This window comes from Enterobacter sp. SCRI0065 (assembly GCF_059766475.1).
Map to the genome: position 1 here is coordinate 948,447 of NZ_JCBAJB010000001.1, position 16,415 is coordinate 964,861.

General features: G+C 51.1%; 21 protein-coding genes. 10 read left to right on the forward strand and 11 right to left on the reverse strand.

Annotated features, from left to right (window positions below; translation table 11 throughout):
* Genes hflD through rluE form a run of 4 tightly spaced genes read right to left on the reverse strand, consistent with a single transcriptional unit; the run spans position 1 to position 2,946 of the window.
* Complete coding sequence (hflD, locus tag AC6EMZ_RS04565) at positions 1–630, reverse strand: high frequency lysogenization protein HflD (RefSeq protein WP_498401207.1); 630 nt, start codon at positions 628–630, stop codon at positions 1–3.
* A gap of 26 nt (positions 631–656) precedes the next feature.
* Complete coding sequence (gene mnmA, locus AC6EMZ_RS04570) at positions 657–1,769, reverse strand: tRNA 2-thiouridine(34) synthase MnmA (RefSeq protein ID WP_498401208.1); 1,113 nt, start codon at positions 1,767–1,769, stop codon at positions 657–659.
* Positions 1,770–1,809: 40 nt separating this feature from the next.
* Positions 1,810–2,283 (reverse strand): NUDIX domain-containing protein, encoded by a 474-nt coding sequence (locus AC6EMZ_RS04575; RefSeq protein WP_498401476.1) that lies wholly within the window; start codon positions 2,281–2,283, stop codon positions 1,810–1,812.
* A gap of 9 nt (positions 2,284–2,292) precedes the next feature.
* Positions 2,293–2,946 carry a 23S rRNA pseudouridine(2457) synthase RluE gene (gene rluE, locus AC6EMZ_RS04580; RefSeq protein ID WP_498401209.1) on the reverse strand — a complete coding sequence of 218 codons (654 nt, stop codon included), beginning with the start codon at positions 2,944–2,946 and terminating at the stop codon, positions 2,293–2,295.
* Positions 2,947–3,063: 117 nt separating this feature from the next.
* Here rluE and icd point away from each other — a divergent pair, with 117 nt between their 5' ends.
* The 4 genes from icd to AC6EMZ_RS04600 all read left to right on the forward strand — a co-directional run bounded on the left by icd (position 3,064) and on the right by AC6EMZ_RS04600 (position 7,075).
* On the forward strand, positions 3,064–4,314 hold the full coding sequence (gene icd, locus AC6EMZ_RS04585) for an NADP-dependent isocitrate dehydrogenase (protein ID WP_498401211.1): 1,251 nt from the start codon (positions 3,064–3,066) through the stop codon (positions 4,312–4,314).
* A 202-nt stretch (positions 4,315–4,516) separates the two neighbouring features.
* Positions 4,517–4,729 (forward strand): hypothetical protein, encoded by a 213-nt coding sequence (locus AC6EMZ_RS04590; RefSeq protein ID WP_498401212.1) that lies wholly within the window; start codon positions 4,517–4,519, stop codon positions 4,727–4,729.
* A 189-nt stretch (positions 4,730–4,918) separates the two neighbouring features.
* Positions 4,919–6,496: a cyclic di-3',5'-guanosine monophosphate phosphodiesterase PdeG gene (pdeG, locus tag AC6EMZ_RS04595; protein WP_498401214.1), complete on the forward strand. Its 1,578-nt coding sequence runs from the start codon at positions 4,919–4,921 to the stop codon at positions 6,494–6,496.
* Between the two features lie 330 nt (positions 6,497–6,826).
* Positions 6,827–7,075: a GlsB/YeaQ/YmgE family stress response membrane protein gene (locus tag AC6EMZ_RS04600; protein WP_498401215.1), complete on the forward strand. Its 249-nt coding sequence runs from the start codon at positions 6,827–6,829 to the stop codon at positions 7,073–7,075.
* Between the two features lie 129 nt (positions 7,076–7,204).
* Here AC6EMZ_RS04600 and AC6EMZ_RS04605 read toward each other — a convergent pair whose 3' ends face one another.
* Entirely contained in the window at positions 7,205–7,303 is a 99-nt protein-coding gene (locus AC6EMZ_RS04605; protein ID WP_095281647.1) for a YoaK family small membrane protein, read from the reverse strand.
* A gap of 42 nt (positions 7,304–7,345) precedes the next feature.
* Complete coding sequence (locus tag AC6EMZ_RS04610; RefSeq protein WP_498401477.1) at positions 7,346–8,374, reverse strand: sensor domain-containing diguanylate cyclase; 1,029 nt, start codon at positions 8,372–8,374, stop codon at positions 7,346–7,348.
* Between the two features lie 312 nt (positions 8,375–8,686).
* Here AC6EMZ_RS04610 and AC6EMZ_RS04615 point away from each other — a divergent pair, with 312 nt between their 5' ends.
* On the forward strand, positions 8,687–8,929 hold the full coding sequence (locus tag AC6EMZ_RS04615; RefSeq protein WP_498401216.1) for a putative hemolysin: 243 nt from the start codon (positions 8,687–8,689) through the stop codon (positions 8,927–8,929).
* Between the two features lie 78 nt (positions 8,930–9,007).
* Positions 9,008–9,313, forward strand: coding sequence for a hypothetical protein (locus AC6EMZ_RS04620; protein WP_498401217.1), 306 nt, complete (start codon positions 9,008–9,010; stop codon positions 9,311–9,313).
* Here the strand turns inward: AC6EMZ_RS04620 and AC6EMZ_RS04625 are convergent.
* Positions 9,306–9,659 carry a DUF488 domain-containing protein gene (locus tag AC6EMZ_RS04625; protein WP_498401219.1) on the reverse strand — a complete coding sequence of 118 codons (354 nt, stop codon included), beginning with the start codon at positions 9,657–9,659 and terminating at the stop codon, positions 9,306–9,308. The genes AC6EMZ_RS04620 and AC6EMZ_RS04625 overlap by 8 nt on opposite strands.
* The gene (locus AC6EMZ_RS04630; RefSeq protein WP_498401220.1) at positions 9,656–10,147 is read right to left on the reverse strand and encodes a 2-thiouracil desulfurase family protein; all 492 of its coding nucleotides are present in this window, start codon (positions 10,145–10,147) and stop codon (positions 9,656–9,658) included. The genes AC6EMZ_RS04625 and AC6EMZ_RS04630 overlap by 4 nt, the downstream gene beginning before the upstream one ends.
* A 153-nt stretch (positions 10,148–10,300) precedes the next feature.
* Here AC6EMZ_RS04630 and AC6EMZ_RS04635 point away from each other — a divergent pair, with 153 nt between their 5' ends.
* Positions 10,301–11,008: a CTP synthase C-terminal region-related (seleno)protein gene (locus tag AC6EMZ_RS04635; RefSeq protein ID WP_498401221.1), complete on the forward strand. Its 708-nt coding sequence runs from the start codon at positions 10,301–10,303 to the stop codon at positions 11,006–11,008.
* Positions 11,009–11,037: 29 nt separating this feature from the next.
* Here AC6EMZ_RS04635 and AC6EMZ_RS04640 read toward each other — a convergent pair whose 3' ends face one another.
* Positions 11,038–12,222 (reverse strand): CynX/NimT family MFS transporter, encoded by a 1,185-nt coding sequence (locus AC6EMZ_RS04640; protein WP_498401223.1) that lies wholly within the window; start codon positions 12,220–12,222, stop codon positions 11,038–11,040.
* A gap of 99 nt (positions 12,223–12,321) precedes the next feature.
* On the opposite strand from AC6EMZ_RS04640, the gene AC6EMZ_RS04645 reads away from it, so the two are divergent.
* The gene (locus AC6EMZ_RS04645) at positions 12,322–13,113 is read left to right on the forward strand and encodes an AraC family transcriptional regulator (protein WP_498401224.1); all 792 of its coding nucleotides are present in this window, start codon (positions 12,322–12,324) and stop codon (positions 13,111–13,113) included.
* Here AC6EMZ_RS04645 and AC6EMZ_RS04650 read toward each other — a convergent pair.
* Positions 13,097–13,543 (reverse strand): DUF441 domain-containing protein, encoded by a 447-nt coding sequence (locus tag AC6EMZ_RS04650; protein WP_014169633.1) that lies wholly within the window; start codon positions 13,541–13,543, stop codon positions 13,097–13,099. The genes AC6EMZ_RS04645 and AC6EMZ_RS04650 overlap by 17 nt on opposite strands.
* A 255-nt stretch (positions 13,544–13,798) precedes the next feature.
* Here AC6EMZ_RS04650 and yoaI point away from each other — a divergent pair, with 255 nt between their 5' ends.
* A complete protein-coding gene (gene yoaI / locus AC6EMZ_RS04655) occupies positions 13,799–13,903 on the forward strand; it encodes a small membrane protein YoaI (protein ID WP_498401478.1) in 105 nt (34 codons plus the stop codon).
* A 236-nt stretch (positions 13,904–14,139) separates the two neighbouring features.
* Positions 14,140–15,039, forward strand: coding sequence for a diguanylate cyclase (locus AC6EMZ_RS04660; protein ID WP_498401225.1), 900 nt, complete (start codon positions 14,140–14,142; stop codon positions 15,037–15,039).
* A 29-nt stretch (positions 15,040–15,068) separates the two neighbouring features.
* On the opposite strand, the gene AC6EMZ_RS04665 is transcribed toward AC6EMZ_RS04660, so the two are convergent.
* The gene (locus tag AC6EMZ_RS04665) at positions 15,069–16,352 is read right to left on the reverse strand and encodes a YeaH/YhbH family protein (protein ID WP_498401226.1); all 1,284 of its coding nucleotides are present in this window, start codon (positions 16,350–16,352) and stop codon (positions 15,069–15,071) included.
* Positions 16,353–16,415: the final 63 nt, after the last annotated feature.

Sequence of the window (16,415 nt, forward strand, 5' to 3'; positions counted from 1 at the left end):
TTAACAATGAGCAAGAATTTGTTTTGCCTGAGCGGTCAGGCGATTTCGAGAAAACATTAACTGCAGTCGGCCACCGCCAACCTGATGCCACAGTACAGCAGCACGAATACCTGCCAGCAATGAGGCTCGAACTTTCGCCTGTACCTGCGGGCTTTGCAGTACGGCAGGGGAACCAGTGACCTGAATACGCGGCCCAAGCGGGCTAATCACGTCAACATAGATAGCTGCCATGGCACTCAACAACGTTTCTGACTGTAGGTCAAAATGGTCGAGCTGGCGTTGTAACCCGTCGATGCGATCGCCGAGTGTGCCCATCGCGCCTTTTACGCCGTTGAGCTTACGCTCCAGCACCATCAGGCTAAGGGTGTAACGCGTTAATTCTGCATTCAGGCCCTGACGGTTGCTGGCGTTCAGCACGCCCAGCAGCGTTTCAAGACCGAGGCGAAGATTCGTTTCACTGCCACCGAACACGCCCAGCGTGGACCCTGGGTTTAAATCGATAACGCTGTTAAGCGAAACGTGCAGCGCGTCAGCGTCGCAATGACCCTGATGCGCTAACTGTTGCACCAGACGAGCAGACTGGCAAATACCGGCCAGCGCCAGGGTGATGTCATAATAATTCTTCGCCACACGTGCTCCTTTTGGTGTGTAATCGTTTAAACCGTCGCCAGCGGCAGACGTTGTTCAATGATGCCGCCACCCAGGCAGATTTCACCGCTGTAGAATACCGCGGATTGACCAGGCGTGACGGCAGAAACAGGCTCATCGAAACGAACCTCAATACGATCATCATCCAGTGCCGTTACGGTGCACGGAATATCGGTCTGACGATAGCGGGTTTTGACCGTACAGCGCAGGGTGCCGGTAAACGGTTCGCGATCGACCCAGTGCAACTGCTGCGCGATAAGTCCTTCGGACATCAAGCGCGGATGTTCATGACCCTGAGCAACGATCAGAATATTGTTTTCAACATCTTTGTCGACAACGTACCACGGATCTTCGCTGCCTTCTTTGGTGCCGCCAATGCCCAATCCTTTACGCTGGCCGAGCGTGTGGTACATCAGACCCTGATGTTCACCCACATCGTCGCCATCCACGGTAATAATTTTACCCGGTTGCGCCGGGAGATAACGTCCCAGGAATTCGCGGAATTTGCGCTCACCGATGAAACAGATGCCGGTGGAGTCTTTTTTCTTCGCAGTAATAAGGTCGAGTTCTTCTGCGATTTTACGCACTTCAGGTTTTTCCAACTCGCCGACCGGGAACAGACTCTGGGCGATTTGCTCGTGACCGAGTGTGTAGAGGAAGTAGCTCTGATCCTTGTTGCCATCAAGGCCGCGCAGCAGCTGGCTTTTGCCATCAACATCTGCACGACGCACGTAGTGACCGGTCGCGATATAGTCAGCGCCCAGATCTTCAGCAGCGAACTCAAGGAAGGCTTTAAATTTGATCTCTTTGTTACACAGGATATCCGGGTTTGGGGTACGTCCCGCTTTGTATTCAGCGAGGAAAAGCTCAAATACGTTATCCCAGTATTCTGCGGCAAAGTTGACGGTGTGCAGTTCAATGCCAAGCTTATCGCACACGGCCTGCGCATCCGCGAGGTCCGCAGCAGCCGTACAGTATTCCTCGCCATCGTCTTCCTCCCAGTTCTTCATGAACAGGCCCTCCACCTTATAACCCTGTTGCTGTAACAGGTAGGCGGAAACGGAAGAATCGACACCGCCGGACATGCCGACGATTACTTTTTTCTGGCTGTTATCTGACATGGAATACTCACGACATTGAACTTAAAGGCGGCGTATTCTATCACGCGCCCCCATCGTTGGCACCCTCTGTAAACGGCCAGTTAAATTCGCCGATGACCTCAAGCGGCAAGCGGCCGCCAGTCTGGTAGCAACGAATACTTTCGGCAACTAGCGCAGAGCGTAGGTTTGGCGCATTCAGGATCTCTTCTGCGGTGACCCACAGGCAGCGATCGATATCGTCGTCGTGCGGCTCAGTGGCGCACATTTCGCTAAGTTCAACGACAAATAAAAAACGCAGGAAGGGCGTGCGGTCCGGGGCAATCCACTGATGCATTCGCACGAAGTGCTGAGGCTCGGCATGAATACCGGTCTCTTCCCATAGTTCGCGTCGGGCCGCCTGGACCAGCGTTTCGTCCGCTTCAAGGTGTCCGGCGGGCTGATTCCACAGCGCTTTACCGTTTATCGTCTCTTCAACGACCAGGAATTTACCCTGAGCGTGAACAAGAGTGGCAACCGTTACGTGAGGTTTAAACATCATTTTTCCTTATTCTGTTGCATCCCGCCACTCGCCGTTGCCAAGGGAGTCCAGAGTGTAGTTGCCCATGGCATAACGAATCAGTCGCAGGGTAGGGAAGCCAACGTGGGCCGTCATTCGACGAACCTGGCGGTTACGGCCTTCATAGAGGGTGATTTTCAACCAGGCGGTTGGGATGGCTTTGCGTTCGCGAATGGGCGGATTGCGTGGCCATAACCAATCCGGTTGCTCCACAACGTCGACGCCTGCTGGCAGCGTTGGACCGTCATTGAGTATGACGCCATGACGCAGCGCGGTCAGCGCTTCCTCTGTCGGTTGGCCTTCCACCTGAACGTAATAGATTTTACCGGTGCGTTTACCCGGCTGAGTGAGTTTTGCCTGCAACGTGCCGTCATTGGTCAGAACCATCAGCCCTTCGCTGTCGCGGTCAAGGCGACCTGCGGCGTATACGCCTTGTACCGGGATAAAATCTTTCAGCGTGGTGCGTCCAGCCTCGTCCGTGAACTGCGGCAAAACATCGTAGGGTTTATTGAACAGAATCACCCGTTTTGGCAGGTGTTGTTGCGGTTTGCTGGCAGGTTGTTGTGAGCTGAATCGCTCAACCCGGTGATTTCTAAAAGAAGTTTTCTTCATGGTGTTTTCAGACGTTTTTAATTGCAGCATTATAGCCTAATAACGAATGCCTTTCATGGGGCCGGACATTCAGGTACTATCGGACGGCTCATTACAAATTATTAACATAAGATCAGTAACAACCAGAAGCGCCCGAAGGAGAGGTTAATGGAAAGCAAAGTAGTTGTTCCGGCGGAAGGTAAAAAGATCACCCTGCAAAACGGCAAGCTTAACGTTCCACACAATCCGGTAATCCCGTTCATCGAAGGTGACGGTATCGGTGTAGACGTGACTCCAGCTATGCTGAAAGTGGTTGATGCCGCTGTTGAGAAAGCCTATAAAGGCGAGCGTAAAATTTCCTGGATGGAAATTTACACCGGTGAAAAATCTACTCAAGTTTACGGCCAGGACGTTTGGCTGCCAGCAGAAACGCTGGACCTGATTCGTGACTACCGTGTAGCCATCAAAGGCCCACTGACCACTCCGGTCGGCGGCGGTATTCGCTCCCTGAACGTGGCTCTGCGTCAGGAACTGGATCTGTATGTTTGTCTGCGCCCGGTGCGTTATTACCAGGGGACTCCAAGCCCGGTTAAACGTCCTGAATTGACCGACATGGTTATCTTCCGTGAAAACTCCGAAGACATCTACGCCGGTATCGAATGGAAAGCGGACTCTGCTGATGCAGAAAAAGTGATTAAATTCCTGCGCGAAGAGATGGGCGTGAAGAAAATTCGCTTCCCTGAACATTGCGGCATCGGTATCAAACCATGCTCCGAAGACGGCACCAAACGCCTGGTTCGCGCAGCGATCGAATACGCCATCACCAACGATCGTGACTCTGTGACTATTGTTCACAAAGGCAACATCATGAAGTTCACCGAAGGCGCGTTCAAAGACTGGGGCTACCAGTTGGCGACCGAAGAATTCGGCGGTGAGCTAATCGATGGCGGGCCGTGGCAGAAAATTAAGAACCCGAACACCGGCAAAGAGATCATCATTAAAGATGTCATCGCCGATGCGTTCCTGCAACAGATCCTGCTGCGTCCTGCTGAGTATGACGTTATCGCGTGTATGAACCTGAACGGTGACTACATTTCCGACGCCCTGGCGGCGCAGGTTGGCGGTATCGGTATTGCTCCAGGTGCAAACATTGGTGATGAATGCGCGCTGTTTGAAGCCACCCACGGCACTGCACCGAAGTATGCAGGTCAGGATAAAGTAAACCCAGGTTCCATCATCCTGTCGGCTGAAATGATGCTCCGTCACATGGAATGGTTCGAAGCGGCTGACTTAATTGTTAAAGGGATGGAAGGCGCTATCAATGCGAAAACCGTCACTTACGATTTCGAACGTCTGATGGAAGACGCTAAGCTACTGAAATGTTCAGAGTTTGGCGACGCGATTATCGCGAACATGTAATCCAGTCTCTGGGTTAAACAAGAACGGGAGCCTGTGGGTTCCCGTTTTTTTTGCTAATGAGATTGATGTGCAGATACGGTTATGAATTTTCGGTCTGTGCTGTTACGCCTGTAAAAGTGTGTTGCACTTTGCAGGCGTAAAATCAGGACGATTCACTTCCCAACAGCTACGCTTAGAGAGGTAATCCACAGCGGGAGGCGTTATGTTGACTCATTCTGAGGCCAAACGATGGGCATCGATAATGCTGAAATCAGCATTGTGCGATGGCATGAAAACTGACGAGATTTCTCGACAGGTGCATCTCCTTTGCGACCACCACGGAAGAGAATGTCTCGAAGAGCTGATCGAAGAAATCTTAATTGAAGCAGGACGATTAGGGCCCAAACATAGTGCAGGGGAGTTCACCCAGCATTGAGTTTCCCTTCTTCTGCTAACCGCCTTAGGGCGGTTTTTCGTATTCTGGGGATTTATTTTCTCCATTCTTTCGTAGTAATGAAATCCCTCCAAACTCAGCTACTCTCAAATTATCCCTGTCAAAAGTTGAATTAGGTTCTCGTCTAATTCTCTCTAAACGTGAAGCTTTTTTTCTTTTTAAGGAAAAATTGTGCGCAACTCCATCTTATCTCTTTGCAGCGCCGTTATTCTTTTCGTTATCGGTGCGCTGATTATTAACTGGCAATTATGGTATCTGGCGACAATCAATACGTCGGCGACGGCTGAAAACGCGGCAAAAGGAATAGAGGCAATGCTCGATGAAGCCTCCGGTGCGACCACTACCGCTGAACATGTTGCAACGGAAGGGTGCACAAGTCGTGGGCAGTTGGACCTGGGAACCGAGGCGGCGCTCAGGCCACATCTGCGAGCCATTATGATTATGGAGAACGATCAGGTCATGTGTACGTCTCTACCCGGCAATGGCGTATTAATTAAAAACCTGGCGACATTACCGTATTCGAAGCTTGCACTGCTTTCGGGTGCAATGCTTTATAACAATCTTCCGGTACTCGTGCTGCAAACGCCTACCCCAGGAGGACGGGTGATCGTCAGTATTAGCGATGCACATTTGCGAGATGCTCTGCCGGCTGCGACAAACGAGCTCAATCTTGCCCTGGTGGTTGGCGATAAAATGCTACAGCACGCGGGGGATGTCTCCACGCTGAATACGGATGCAGCAACGTTAGCGCAGCGAGTTTCGCCGCATTATCCATTTACCATTGAGTATCAGCCTGCGCATTTTTTTAATTTGACTCGGCTACTCCAGCAGGGCTGGGGGCTGCTATTGATGATTTTATTTCTGTCCTGTGCGGTAGGTATCTTGATGCGCCGCTATCTGGGGAAAAATACCTCTTTCGAAGATGACTTACGTAAAGCCATTATGAAAGGCGAAATTGTGCCGTTTTACCAGCCGGTGGTGAATGGCTTAACAGGAGCTATCTGTGGGGTCGAAGTGCTTGCCAGATGGAAACATCCTGAGTCGGGTCTTATTCCGCCTAACGTATTTATTCCGATTGCAGAAAAGAGTGGGCTTATTATTCCTCTTACACAAAACCTGATGACTCAGGTCGTGAAACAGATGAAGCCACTACTATCGAAACTCCCTGATGAATTTCACATTGGAATTAACGTTAGCGCCGGACATATCAACTCCGCCTCGTTTACCGGCGACTGCCATATCTTTCAGAAAGGTTTCGAGGGTAAAAGCGTCAAATTAGTGCTCGAAGTGACGGAAAGAGAGCCGTTGACGGAGAATCCCCACCTTGTCGAGAACTTAAATAAACTGCATAGCGAAGGTTTTGTGATCGCCCTGGATGATTTTGGGACCGGGTATTCAGGGCTTTCTTGTCTGAATGAGCTCGCTATCGACTACATCAAGATCGATAAAAGTTTTGTTAGCCGGGTATCAGATCAAAAAGACTCGACGATATTGCTCGACTGTGTGATCGAACTTGCCAGAAAAATGTCACTAAATATTGTGGCTGAAGGTGTTGAAACAAAGGAGCAGCTTGAGTACCTGAACCGTAATAAAATCACTCTGTTGCAGGGTTATTATTTTGGCAGGCCGGTTTCTTATGTTGAATTTATTAAAGTCTTACTCTCCAGACCAAGAGGGGATATCAGAATAAATACAGGCGAATCCGTCGCAGCTGAACAGCCTGACGTTCTTGCCGAACGGAACGTTTAGTCAATTTGCTTGGTTTGCCACCCATTGCCACGCAGTGGCGGCGTTCACAAAAAAAAGCCCACTATAAAGTGGGCAAGAAATACTGGAAGCAATGTGAGCAATGTCGTACTGAATACCTGAGTGTTTTGCTCAACTATTCAGTGTTGAGAAAGATAATCTTTCTCAACTAAAGATGCAACCCCATCTTTTGTGTGACGTGATATTTTTTATTGTTGATAAAGTGTGCAAACAGTCTTTGTGATGCCTATCACAAATTTCCTTTCTCAGATCCTGTGCTATCCTTTTCTGTGTCGTTGATTTAATGACTAAAACCATATAGAGAGGAAGACTATGGGAATTTTATCCTGGATTATCTTTGGGCTTATTGCGGGTATTCTGGCGAAGTGGATCATGCCGGGCAAAGATGGCGGCGGGTTCTTCGTAACGGTCATTCTGGGGGTTGTCGGTGCCGTTGTTGGCGGCTGGATCAGCACCTTGCTTGGATTTGGTAAGGTCGATGGCTTTAACTTCGGTAGTTTCGCCGTGGCGGTAATTGGCGCATTGGTCGTTCTGTTTATCTACAGAAAAATCAAAAGCTAAGCTCGCTAAGTATCAAAAAAGGCTGCCGAATGGCGGCCTTTTTACTTTCAGGGATCACCACCAGCCTAGCTGGCTCCCCGCAACCGCCACAACGGCGATAATCAACATAATGATCGTTGTCTTTCTCATTTATGCCCCCGGCGCGGCGTAACCGCCGACAAAAAACCACGTTAAAAAAACCACTGCCGTTATAAAGATAACGACCGGGAAAATAATTCCGATCCTCATAGCATCACCTTGTGAGTTTTCTTGCGAGCAGAGTGTACGAGGTTAATCCACGGGGAGAAAGCGCGTTTTGCATTTACCTTTTTTATCCTGGTACATTGCAGTATCTGCCATTCGTAATGCGCTGTCGGCATCAATGCTGGTTGGGTCAACGGCGACGACGCCTAAACTGGCACCAGGATAAATGAGATGGACATTACCCAGCCAATATTCCCCCGCAATGGAAGCACTAATCTGCGTTTTGATGACGTTAATCTGGGTGCTATCTGCCTCAATGTCGTTTTTGCTCAAACAGGCGACCATAAACTCATCGCCACCAAGACGGCCGACAATCTCATCCTCCGCCTGACCGCCGGTCAGGCGTCTTCCCACTTCAATCAGGAACCGGTCACCCGCTTCATGACCATAGCGATCGTTAATCAGCTTAAAGTCGTCAAGGTCGATATAGGCGATGATGGCATGGCGTTTGAGGTGTCGCGCCAGCGAAAAGAGGGTGGCGAGATTGTCGAAGATAGCGCGGCGATTAGGCAAGCCCGTCAGCGCATCGGTGTATGAGTGCGCAATCAACGCAGCGTTCGCTTCACGAAGCTGCATCATCAGCGATTCTTTCTGAATATATTGGGCGATAAGACTGGCAAACAGCTGGAGGACCTGCTCGCCGCGCGGGCTCAACGATTTTTTCTCGGTGCTGGTTGCACACAGTGTTCCGTACAGAGAGCCGTCAGCGAGGTGAATGGGAATACTCATGTAGGTCGTAATTCCGAGCGTCTTTGCCGCATCGCAATCTGCCCAATGTTCAGCGGCCGCATCGCTAAAAAAACAGCGGCTATCGATAGCGCGTTTACACAATGTGTCACCCCACGGCACGCTTAATCCTTCTGGGATTTGCATCTGCTTACTGTTGCGGGCATACAAGATGTGCTGCAATCGCGCGTTGATATCGACTTTCGTCAGATAGGTCGATTCCATATCGGTGACAATCTCAAGCATTTCCAGTAGCTGACGTACCAGACTTTCAAGTGACTGTTCAGTTGCGAGGGTTTCTGAAACACGGGCAAGAATAATATCCGACATGACGCGGGTTGACTCCCATGCAGAAGACGCCAGTATCTGCATGTTATGCTGAAGTTTTCGACAGTGAGGTATAGTAAAACACGAATAGCGGGAATTTCATATATCCTGCATCGTGCCTGGTAAAACCGGCGGGAAAAAAGCCCCGTAGTTGAGTCCGGGGCAAGTACATCTTGATTACGGAATGATGTTCTCTGGTCAATCGAGAACGCGGCTACTATAGGGCTAAAAAGTGCAGGATTGATGGAGAAATCATGGAGAAAGCGTCGTCGACTGGTTACTCTTGTCCTTCTCTGAATTGATAAGGACATAACAATGCGATATCTGCTGTTGGCGATGGCTCTGCCATTAGCCGCCTGTTCAACGCCGCCTGAAGCGCCGAAACCTCCTCAAATCGGCATGGCCAACCCTGCTGCGGTCTATTGCGTGAAGAAAGGCGGAGAACGGGTTCCGGTCCAAAGCCCTCAGGGTGTGCGGACCGAGTGCAAGCTGCCGAACGGGGAGGTCATTGAAGAGTGGGATCTGTTCCGACGCGATCATCCCGCGCCTGCCAGGTGACATCAGGAGGCTGACTGCGATACACTTCTCACTAAGAATTATCTTAGCCTTTGTGGCTGTTCATTGCGTGAGAGAAGTATGTTCCAGTTAAAACCGGGTAGCCTGGCGATGATCGTGGGTGCCCGCACGTCGGCCGGACGTCGTAATATCGGCAAGTCAGTTGAGCTTTTTGAACTTTGCCAACCGGGTATGCGTTTATTGAACCCGGTCAACGGCGTCATGACGGAGCTGCCTGCTACGGCGGACCGCGCGCTTTGGCTGGTCACCGGTGATGTTTATTCCGTGGATAACCAGCACGGCTTCGCTTTTATTCGCCCCGAGCATTTGATGCCGCTGACACCTGATGAAGCCCCGCAAATTATTGAAGAACTCACCATCAGTTAATCGACAAATTGCGCAGCCAGTCGGCTAATACCAGAGCGTGATTCTGCTCGGTGTTTTTTGCGCCATAGAGTAGCGTAACCGTCTGCGCTTTTGCCAATGCAGCGATCCGCTCACCCTCTGCCTGGTGCTGAGCCAGTTCGTCACGATAGCTTTTGCTGAAGGTAGCAAAGTCAATCACCTCGCCGTGATACGCCTTGCGCAATTCCGTGGAAGGCGTAAGCGCTTTACACCATTCATCGCACGCTAAATCTGTTTTCTTTATGCCACGTGGCCAGAGTTTATCGACCAGAATTCGGTATCCATCGTCTCTTTCGGCAGGGTCATAGGCGCGTTTGCATTGAATCATTCTTTGTCCTCCATCCAGGCAATCAGTTCTGGAAGCTGGTTATCGGAAAATACCGCAATACCGTGCTCGCGTAACAGGGCTGCAGCAACCCCCATCCCCGTGCGTTTCTGTCCGCTAAAGCTGCCGTCGTAAATTAATTCGCTTCCACAGGTTGGGCTGCCGTCCGTCAGCAACGCTACGCTGCAGCCTGACTCAAGTGCGGCGCGTAACGCAAGCCAGGCCGCGAGTTGATAATGTGCGGTCACGTCGCTGCCGTCGCTTTCCAGAATACGGGCGCAATCGGTCATGACCTCAGTCCCCGAGCCCCCAACAATCTCTGCGGGTAAACGTGGAACCGCCAGTCCTGCGGCCAGCTCAGGGCAGTGCGTCACCAGTCTTTGCTCACTCTGCCAGCGAGCTAACGTTGCAGTAATACGTGCTTTTTCGCGGCCGTTGTAACGGACTTTGTGCCCCATCAGGCAGGCGCTGACCAAAATTTTGGTTTTCATGACGTTTTTATCGATCCGGGCAGGGGGAAATACGCTAACACTATAACATCGGATTTTTGCCCACCCAATTTAAGGTATTGTGATACCTGCAAAAGATCGGTAGGCTGAGGTTCCTTATGTTATCTGATAATTCTCTGGCATACGGAACCTCTCATGGAACTCTCCCCGGTAAAAGATACGCTTCGCATTGCTCTCGTCGGTGATTTCAACCCTGACGTCATTGCTCATCAGGCCATCCCTTTAGCGATAGACGACGCTGCTGCGGTGCTCGACATCACGGCTGACTACGACTGGATTGCGACTCCCGAGCTGACAAGCCCGGAAGATCTGGTTGGTTATGACGCCATCTGGCTAGTTCCGGCAAGTCCTTATCAAAATGTCGACGGTGCGTTTATCGCCGTGCGTTATGCGCGTGAAAATAGTATCCCGTTCCTGGGCACCTGCGGTGGGTTCCAGCATGCGTTGATTGAATACGCGCGTAATGTGTTGGGCTGGAACGATGCCGGGCATGCTGAAACGGATAGCGAGGGTAGAATGGTGATCGCACCGCTAGCATGCTCGCTGGTTGAAAAGACCGACACCATTGAACTGCGAGCCAACACGCTGATTGCAAAGGCGTATGGCAGAGTGGAAATCGAAGAAGGCTATCATTGCAACTACGGTGTTTCGTCTGAATTTGCTCATGAACTGGAAAACGGGGATATGCGAGTAACCGGTTGGGACGAACAGGGCGATATTCGCGCGGTAGAACTTATTACGCATCCGTTCTTTGTGGCGACGCTTTTCCAGCATGAGCGTGGGGCACTCAACGGGCGACCCGTGCCATTAGTTCATGCACTGCTCCGCGCCGCGCGCGGATAAAAAGGCAGACCTTGCGGCCTGCCGTATGCTTAGCCCTGCGCGATCTCCCGATCGCGCCCGGCAAGCATGCCGCACACAGCCATGATCACTGCGGCAATTGCGCAGAAAATCAGCGGAATACGCCAGTCGCCCGCCGTATCATGAATTTTCCCCATCAGCGGCGGGCCGCAGGCTGCCAGTAAATACCCCACCGATTGCGCCATCCCCGACAGTGCCGCGGCCTGATGCGCTGAATTAGCGCGCAGCCCGATAAACGTCAGGCCCAGTATCATCGTTGCGCCCGAACCAAAGCCAAAGATAAGCGTCCATAGCACCGCCTGGCCTGGCACAAGCCAGAGCCCCGCAGCGCTCACCGCACACATCATTGCCGCCAATCCTGCGATACTCCGCTGATCTTTCATTCGATGCAGTATAAGCGGTACTGCCAGCCCCGGCGCGGCGGTCGCCAGCTGCAACAGGCCGTGCATTGAACCTGCCTGCGTTTCGCTGTAACCGTGGCTGAGAAGAATAGCCGGAAGCCAGCCGATAATGACGTAGTAAATCAGTGAGTTGATTCCCAAAAACAACGTGACCTGCCAGGCAAGAGACGATTTCCAAATCCCGCGGTTATGTAATGCTCGGGCACCGCTGAGCGAGGCCGCATGCGTCTGCCGCCACTGGGGCAGCCACAGCAGCAGGGCCAGGGCTGGAAAGACCATTAGCATCAGCAAGGCGTTATGCCATCCCGCGCCGCTTAGTGCCAGAGGAACAATCAACGCAGAACCCAGTGCCGCCGCCGCGCCCATCGTGAGCGAATAGGCACCGGTTAATTTTGCCACTTGTCGGGGGAAATCACGTTTTATCAGCCCCGGCAGCAGGACGTTACCAAGTGCAATACCGCAGCCAATCACTGCTGTGCCGGTAAACAAGAAGGTGGATGACGGCAGGGAGCGAAGGCCAATCCCCACGCAGATAATCAGCAGAGCGAGAAACAAGCTGCGTTCCATGCCGATACGGCGGGCAGTACCGGCCGCCAGCGGAGAAATCAGAGCAAAGGCCAACAGCGGTAGGGTAGTCAACAGACCCGTCTGCGCCGTCGTCAGGCCATAGTCGTGGCGAATGGTGTCCAGCAGCGGTGCCGCGCCGGTGAAGGTCACGCGAAGCGTGGTGGCAATCATCAAAATGCCTGCAATGAGCAGCATCCGATCTTTGCCTGAAGAAGTCGCAGTAGTCATTATTTTCTCTTACATCGTAATGAGCGCACACCATACCCGTTTTCATCGCGGTTGGAATCAAGCTAAAATGACAGTTTATCGCTAAAATCGGACAAATTTATGATGGGTCTGGGACTGGACGGCTACGATCCCGATAGTCAAAACGATGCCGCCGTGGCATTTCGCATTCGCGTGGTGGAAGACGAACAACGTATTCCGCTGCACCAACACCGCAAAGGCCAGCTCATTCTGGCGCTGCGGGGAGCCATCACCTGCGAAGTGGAAAACGCGATGCTAATGGTTCCACCACAGTATGCGGTCTGGATACCCGGTCAGGTGCCGCACAGCAACAAAGCCACGCCGAGCGCGCAGCTCTGTTTTCTGTTTATCGAACCGGGTGCTGTCACGCTTCCTGAGCATTGCTGTACGTTGAAAATCTCTCCGCTAGTGCGCGAGCTTATCCTGACTCTGGCGAGCAAAACGGTTGGACAGCTGCGCCTCGACGCGACATCAAGGCTGGTGGGCGTCCTCTTTGATGAATTGCCGCAACAGCCACAAGAACAGCTGCAACTCCCCGTTTCACCCCATCCCAAAATACGATTGATGAGCGAAACCATGGCCGAAGAGCCCGCCGTGTGGCAAACGCTCACCCAGTGGGCGCAACGTTTTGCTATGAGCGAGCGTAACCTGGCGCGCCTGGTGGTGAAGGAAACCGGACTCAGCTTTCGCCGCTGGCGGCATCAGCTCCAGCTTATCGTGGCCTTACAACTGCTGATTGGCGGTAAATCGGTGCAGCAGGTGGCACAGTCGCTCGGTTATGACTCCACCACCGCCTTTATCACGATGTTCAAGAAAGGGCTGGGACAAACGCCTGCTCGCTATGTCGCAAATCTTGCTACGACTTCCCAATAAACAGCGACACCAGCCCAGCCGCGATAAGCGGGCCAACGGGCACGCCGCGAAACAAGGCGACGCCCAGCACGGTTCCCACCAGTAAACCCGCCACCAGTGACGGTTGACTGCTCATTAACGTTACGCCACGTCCGCCCAGCCACGAAACAAACACACCGACGGCGATGGCGATTAATGACTTCCAGTTAACGAACGAATGCAGGAGCGTAGAGGCAGGTAGCGTGCCGCTGGCGATCGGTGCCATGACGCCGATAGTCAGAATAATAATCCCGATGGTCAGGCCTTGTTTTTCTATCCACGGGAAAAAGGTATTTAACGGCGTAACGCGCACGATAATTAACACCAGGATCGAAATAGCAACGGTGGTGTTATGGCTGACAAAACCAAGTGCAGCCAATGCCAGAAGAATCAAAAGGGTAGGGTCAAACATGAAGGTATCCTTGCCAAAAAAAGTAAGCCTGCTTACTTTACGCGTTAAGGCGTAAGTAAACAGACTTTTATCTCAATGTTGCTCTTTTTTGGACGCTTGCCTGAAATTAATTTAGCAACTGATCAATCAGCGGATTGCTGTGTTGGTTATAAAAGGTTAGCAGCACGGATTTTTTCATTCCCCTGGCCAGATAATGTCATTTCACTGTCATCTGACAGGGGTAAAAAGGCTAAACGTGACATAAGGGGGTACATGATGAACGATCAAATGTTTGTTGAAACGCTGCTTATCTCGTCATCGTTTTTTACCATTGCGATGATTATCGTTATCTCCGTGATGCTGCTTGAAAAGTACCGCTAACTTTCCGACGAACCCGTCGCCAAAGACCCGCCTGACGTCTTTCCTGCGGCAGGGGGTATCGTGAATTCTTCTATTGATACAACATTCGTTGAAGCGTGCAGAATATTCTGGGCAAAAGGAATTTGATCTCCTGATAGGCATACAGAACATAGGGTTAATTTTCTCTGCTTTACATAACTATAATTCCGGAATGGTATTCTTTTCGCCGCACAAGAAATAGCGATGGAGAGGTTAAATTGAATACCCGATTTCAGGAGATCGATGATACGGTCCATGGATTAAATAATGCGACAGATGCCCATTTTAAGTGGCTGGTGAATATACTGCGGTTTATTGCTGTACGTGATATTGAACTGCCAGAAATAACGTGCTGCGATGCACATAATCAGTGTGAGTTTGGATTGTGGATAAATGAAAAACTAAAAGAGGAGCGGGGTGATGCCAGTTTCCTTCTGGATATCAATAAAACACATATTGCGGTTCATCATGCCTGCCTAACTTTAGTAAATTCAATCCTATATCAGACAAACGATGCCGGAGTCTACGATCGTTTCGAGACTGCACTACTGGGCTTTACTGCTTCCCTTAATCGTTACAAAGTCCATCTTGTACAATCACGCACTTGTTACGATGCGCTGACGGGGTTGCCATTACGACGAATGTTGGATGAGTCGTTTGATAATCGAGTGCTAGAGCAAAGTGAGGACGGGTTATATCTTTTACTGTTGGATATTGATCACTTTAAAAATATTAATGATACCTATGGTCATTTAACCGGCGATGCCGTGCTGCGCTCGCTGGCGTTAAACCTTGAAAATAACGTTCGTAAATCTGAACCAGTATACCGTTATGGCGGTGAGGAATTTATTATTTTGTTGCGGGCGGATAATGATAATGCGGCGTCGATTGCAGCGGAAAGAGTCAGAAAAATGATTGCGGAAACCGAAATCATAGCCGGAGAACATACGCTTAAAATAACCTTTACGGCCGGATTAACTAAAATCCAGCGAGGTGAGGTATTGAGAGACGTTCTGGAGAGAGCAGATATGGCTTTGTATCAAGGCAAACAGACTGGGCGAAACAGAACGATGCTGATACACCGTCACCGCGATATTGTTAATGTGAATAACGGATAAAACCGCCAGCCAGGAACTGGCGGTTTTAATCAGCTGTTACTGGTGCTGGATTGCTTGTGGAACAGTTCCCGGAATACCGGATAAATATCATCCTGATCGCGGATATGCTGCATTGCAAAGTTGTCGAACATTGTCTGTAAGTGTTCATACTCACGCCATAGCGTTTGATGGGCACGGCGAGTAATTTCGATATAGCTGTAATAACGCACCACGGGCAAAATTTTCTTCGCCAGAATCTCGTGACACAGCGGTGAATCATCGGCCCAGTTGTCGCCATCGGACGCCTGTGCCGCATAGATATTCCACTGCGCCGGGTCATAGCGTTCTTTCACCACTTCATCCATTAGCTTCAGCGCGCTGGAGACGATAGTCCCACCCGTTTCCTGTGAGTAGAAAAATTCGTGCTCATCGACTTCTTTCGCCTGTGTGTGATGGCGAATATAGACGACATCGACGTTCTTATAGGTTCTGCTCAGGAACAGATAGAGCAGAATATAAAAACGTTTCGCCATATCTTTTGTGGTCTGGTCCATTGAGCCGGATACGTCCATCAGGCAGAACATCACGGCCTGACTGGAAGGTTCCGGGCGTTTTTCGTAGTTCTTATAACGCAGATCGAAAGTGTCAATAAACGGCACTCGCTCGATCTTAGCCCGCAGTTCGGCAATCTCTTTACGCAGGCGTTCTTCTTCTAGCAACTGCGCGGGTTCGCTGTTTTCGACCGTTTTAAGGCTGACTTCCAGTTCGCGCAGTTCGCGACGTTTACCGGCGGTCATGGCCGTACGGCGAGCGAGCGAATTCTGCAAGGAACGCACTACGCTAATATTGGCCGGAACACCGTTAGCGGTATAACCCGCGCGGTGGGTTTTATATTCTGTCATCTGGCGTTGCTGATTCTGTTTCAGGTTAGGCAACGCAAGATCTTCAAAGAGCAGGTCGAGATACTCATCTTTCGATATTTGAAAGACGAACTCATCCTGGCCTTCACCATCCTGACTCGCCTGGCCTTGTCCGCTTCCGGAACCACCGCCACCGCCCTGTGGACGCTCAATCCGGTCGTTTTGCACAAAATGATCGTTACCAGGATGTACGCGATGGCGCAGGCCGCCGCGCCCCTGATGGAACATCGGTTCGCTAATATCATCCGTCGGGATAGAAACGGATTCCCCGCTATCGACATCGGTCACCGAACGTTTGTTGATGGCCTCGGAGATCGACTGTTTAATTTGCGCTTTATAACGGCGCAAGAAGCGCTGGCGGTTCACCGTGCTCTTGTTTTTGCCGTTAAGACGCCGGTCAATAAACCAGGTCATATGCCCCCCGTACTGCATTTGCCAACTTTCACTATCGTTGTTGGCCCGGCAAGCGCAAGCCTA

Coding starts and splice junctions, on each gene's coding strand:
- mnmA (WP_498401208.1), bottom strand. CDS start 1,769: ATGTCAGATAACAGCCAGAAAAAAGTAATCGTCGGCATGTCCGGCGGT.
- AC6EMZ_RS04575 (WP_498401476.1), bottom strand. CDS start 2,283: ATGTTTAAACCTCACGTAACGGTTGCCACTCTTGTTCACGCTCAGGGT.
- rluE (WP_498401209.1), bottom strand. CDS start 2,946: ATGCTGCAATTAAAAACGTCTGAAAACACCATGAAGAAAACTTCTTTT.
- icd (WP_498401211.1), top strand. CDS start 3,064: ATGGAAAGCAAAGTAGTTGTTCCGGCGGAAGGTAAAAAGATCACCCTG.
- AC6EMZ_RS04590 (WP_498401212.1), top strand. CDS start 4,517: ATGTTGACTCATTCTGAGGCCAAACGATGGGCATCGATAATGCTGAAA.
- AC6EMZ_RS04600 (WP_498401215.1), top strand. CDS start 6,827: ATGGGAATTTTATCCTGGATTATCTTTGGGCTTATTGCGGGTATTCTG.
- AC6EMZ_RS04605 (WP_095281647.1), bottom strand. CDS start 7,303: ATGAGGATCGGAATTATTTTCCCGGTCGTTATCTTTATAACGGCAGTG.
- AC6EMZ_RS04610 (WP_498401477.1), bottom strand. CDS start 8,374: ATGTCGGATATTATTCTTGCCCGTGTTTCAGAAACCCTCGCAACTGAA.
- AC6EMZ_RS04615 (WP_498401216.1), top strand. CDS start 8,687: ATGCGATATCTGCTGTTGGCGATGGCTCTGCCATTAGCCGCCTGTTCA.
- AC6EMZ_RS04620 (WP_498401217.1), top strand. CDS start 9,008: ATGTTCCAGTTAAAACCGGGTAGCCTGGCGATGATCGTGGGTGCCCGC.
- AC6EMZ_RS04625 (WP_498401219.1), bottom strand. CDS start 9,659: ATGATTCAATGCAAACGCGCCTATGACCCTGCCGAAAGAGACGATGGA.
- AC6EMZ_RS04630 (WP_498401220.1), bottom strand. CDS start 10,147: ATGAAAACCAAAATTTTGGTCAGCGCCTGCCTGATGGGGCACAAAGTC.
- AC6EMZ_RS04635 (WP_498401221.1), top strand. CDS start 10,301: ATGGAACTCTCCCCGGTAAAAGATACGCTTCGCATTGCTCTCGTCGGT.
- AC6EMZ_RS04640 (WP_498401223.1), bottom strand. CDS start 12,222: ATGACTACTGCGACTTCTTCAGGCAAAGATCGGATGCTGCTCATTGCA.
- AC6EMZ_RS04645 (WP_498401224.1), top strand. CDS start 12,322: ATGATGGGTCTGGGACTGGACGGCTACGATCCCGATAGTCAAAACGAT.
- AC6EMZ_RS04650 (WP_014169633.1), bottom strand. CDS start 13,543: ATGTTTGACCCTACCCTTTTGATTCTTCTGGCATTGGCTGCACTTGGT.
- yoaI (WP_498401478.1), top strand. CDS start 13,799: ATGAACGATCAAATGTTTGTTGAAACGCTGCTTATCTCGTCATCGTTT.
- AC6EMZ_RS04665 (WP_498401226.1), bottom strand. CDS start 16,352: ATGACCTGGTTTATTGACCGGCGTCTTAACGGCAAAAACAAGAGCACG.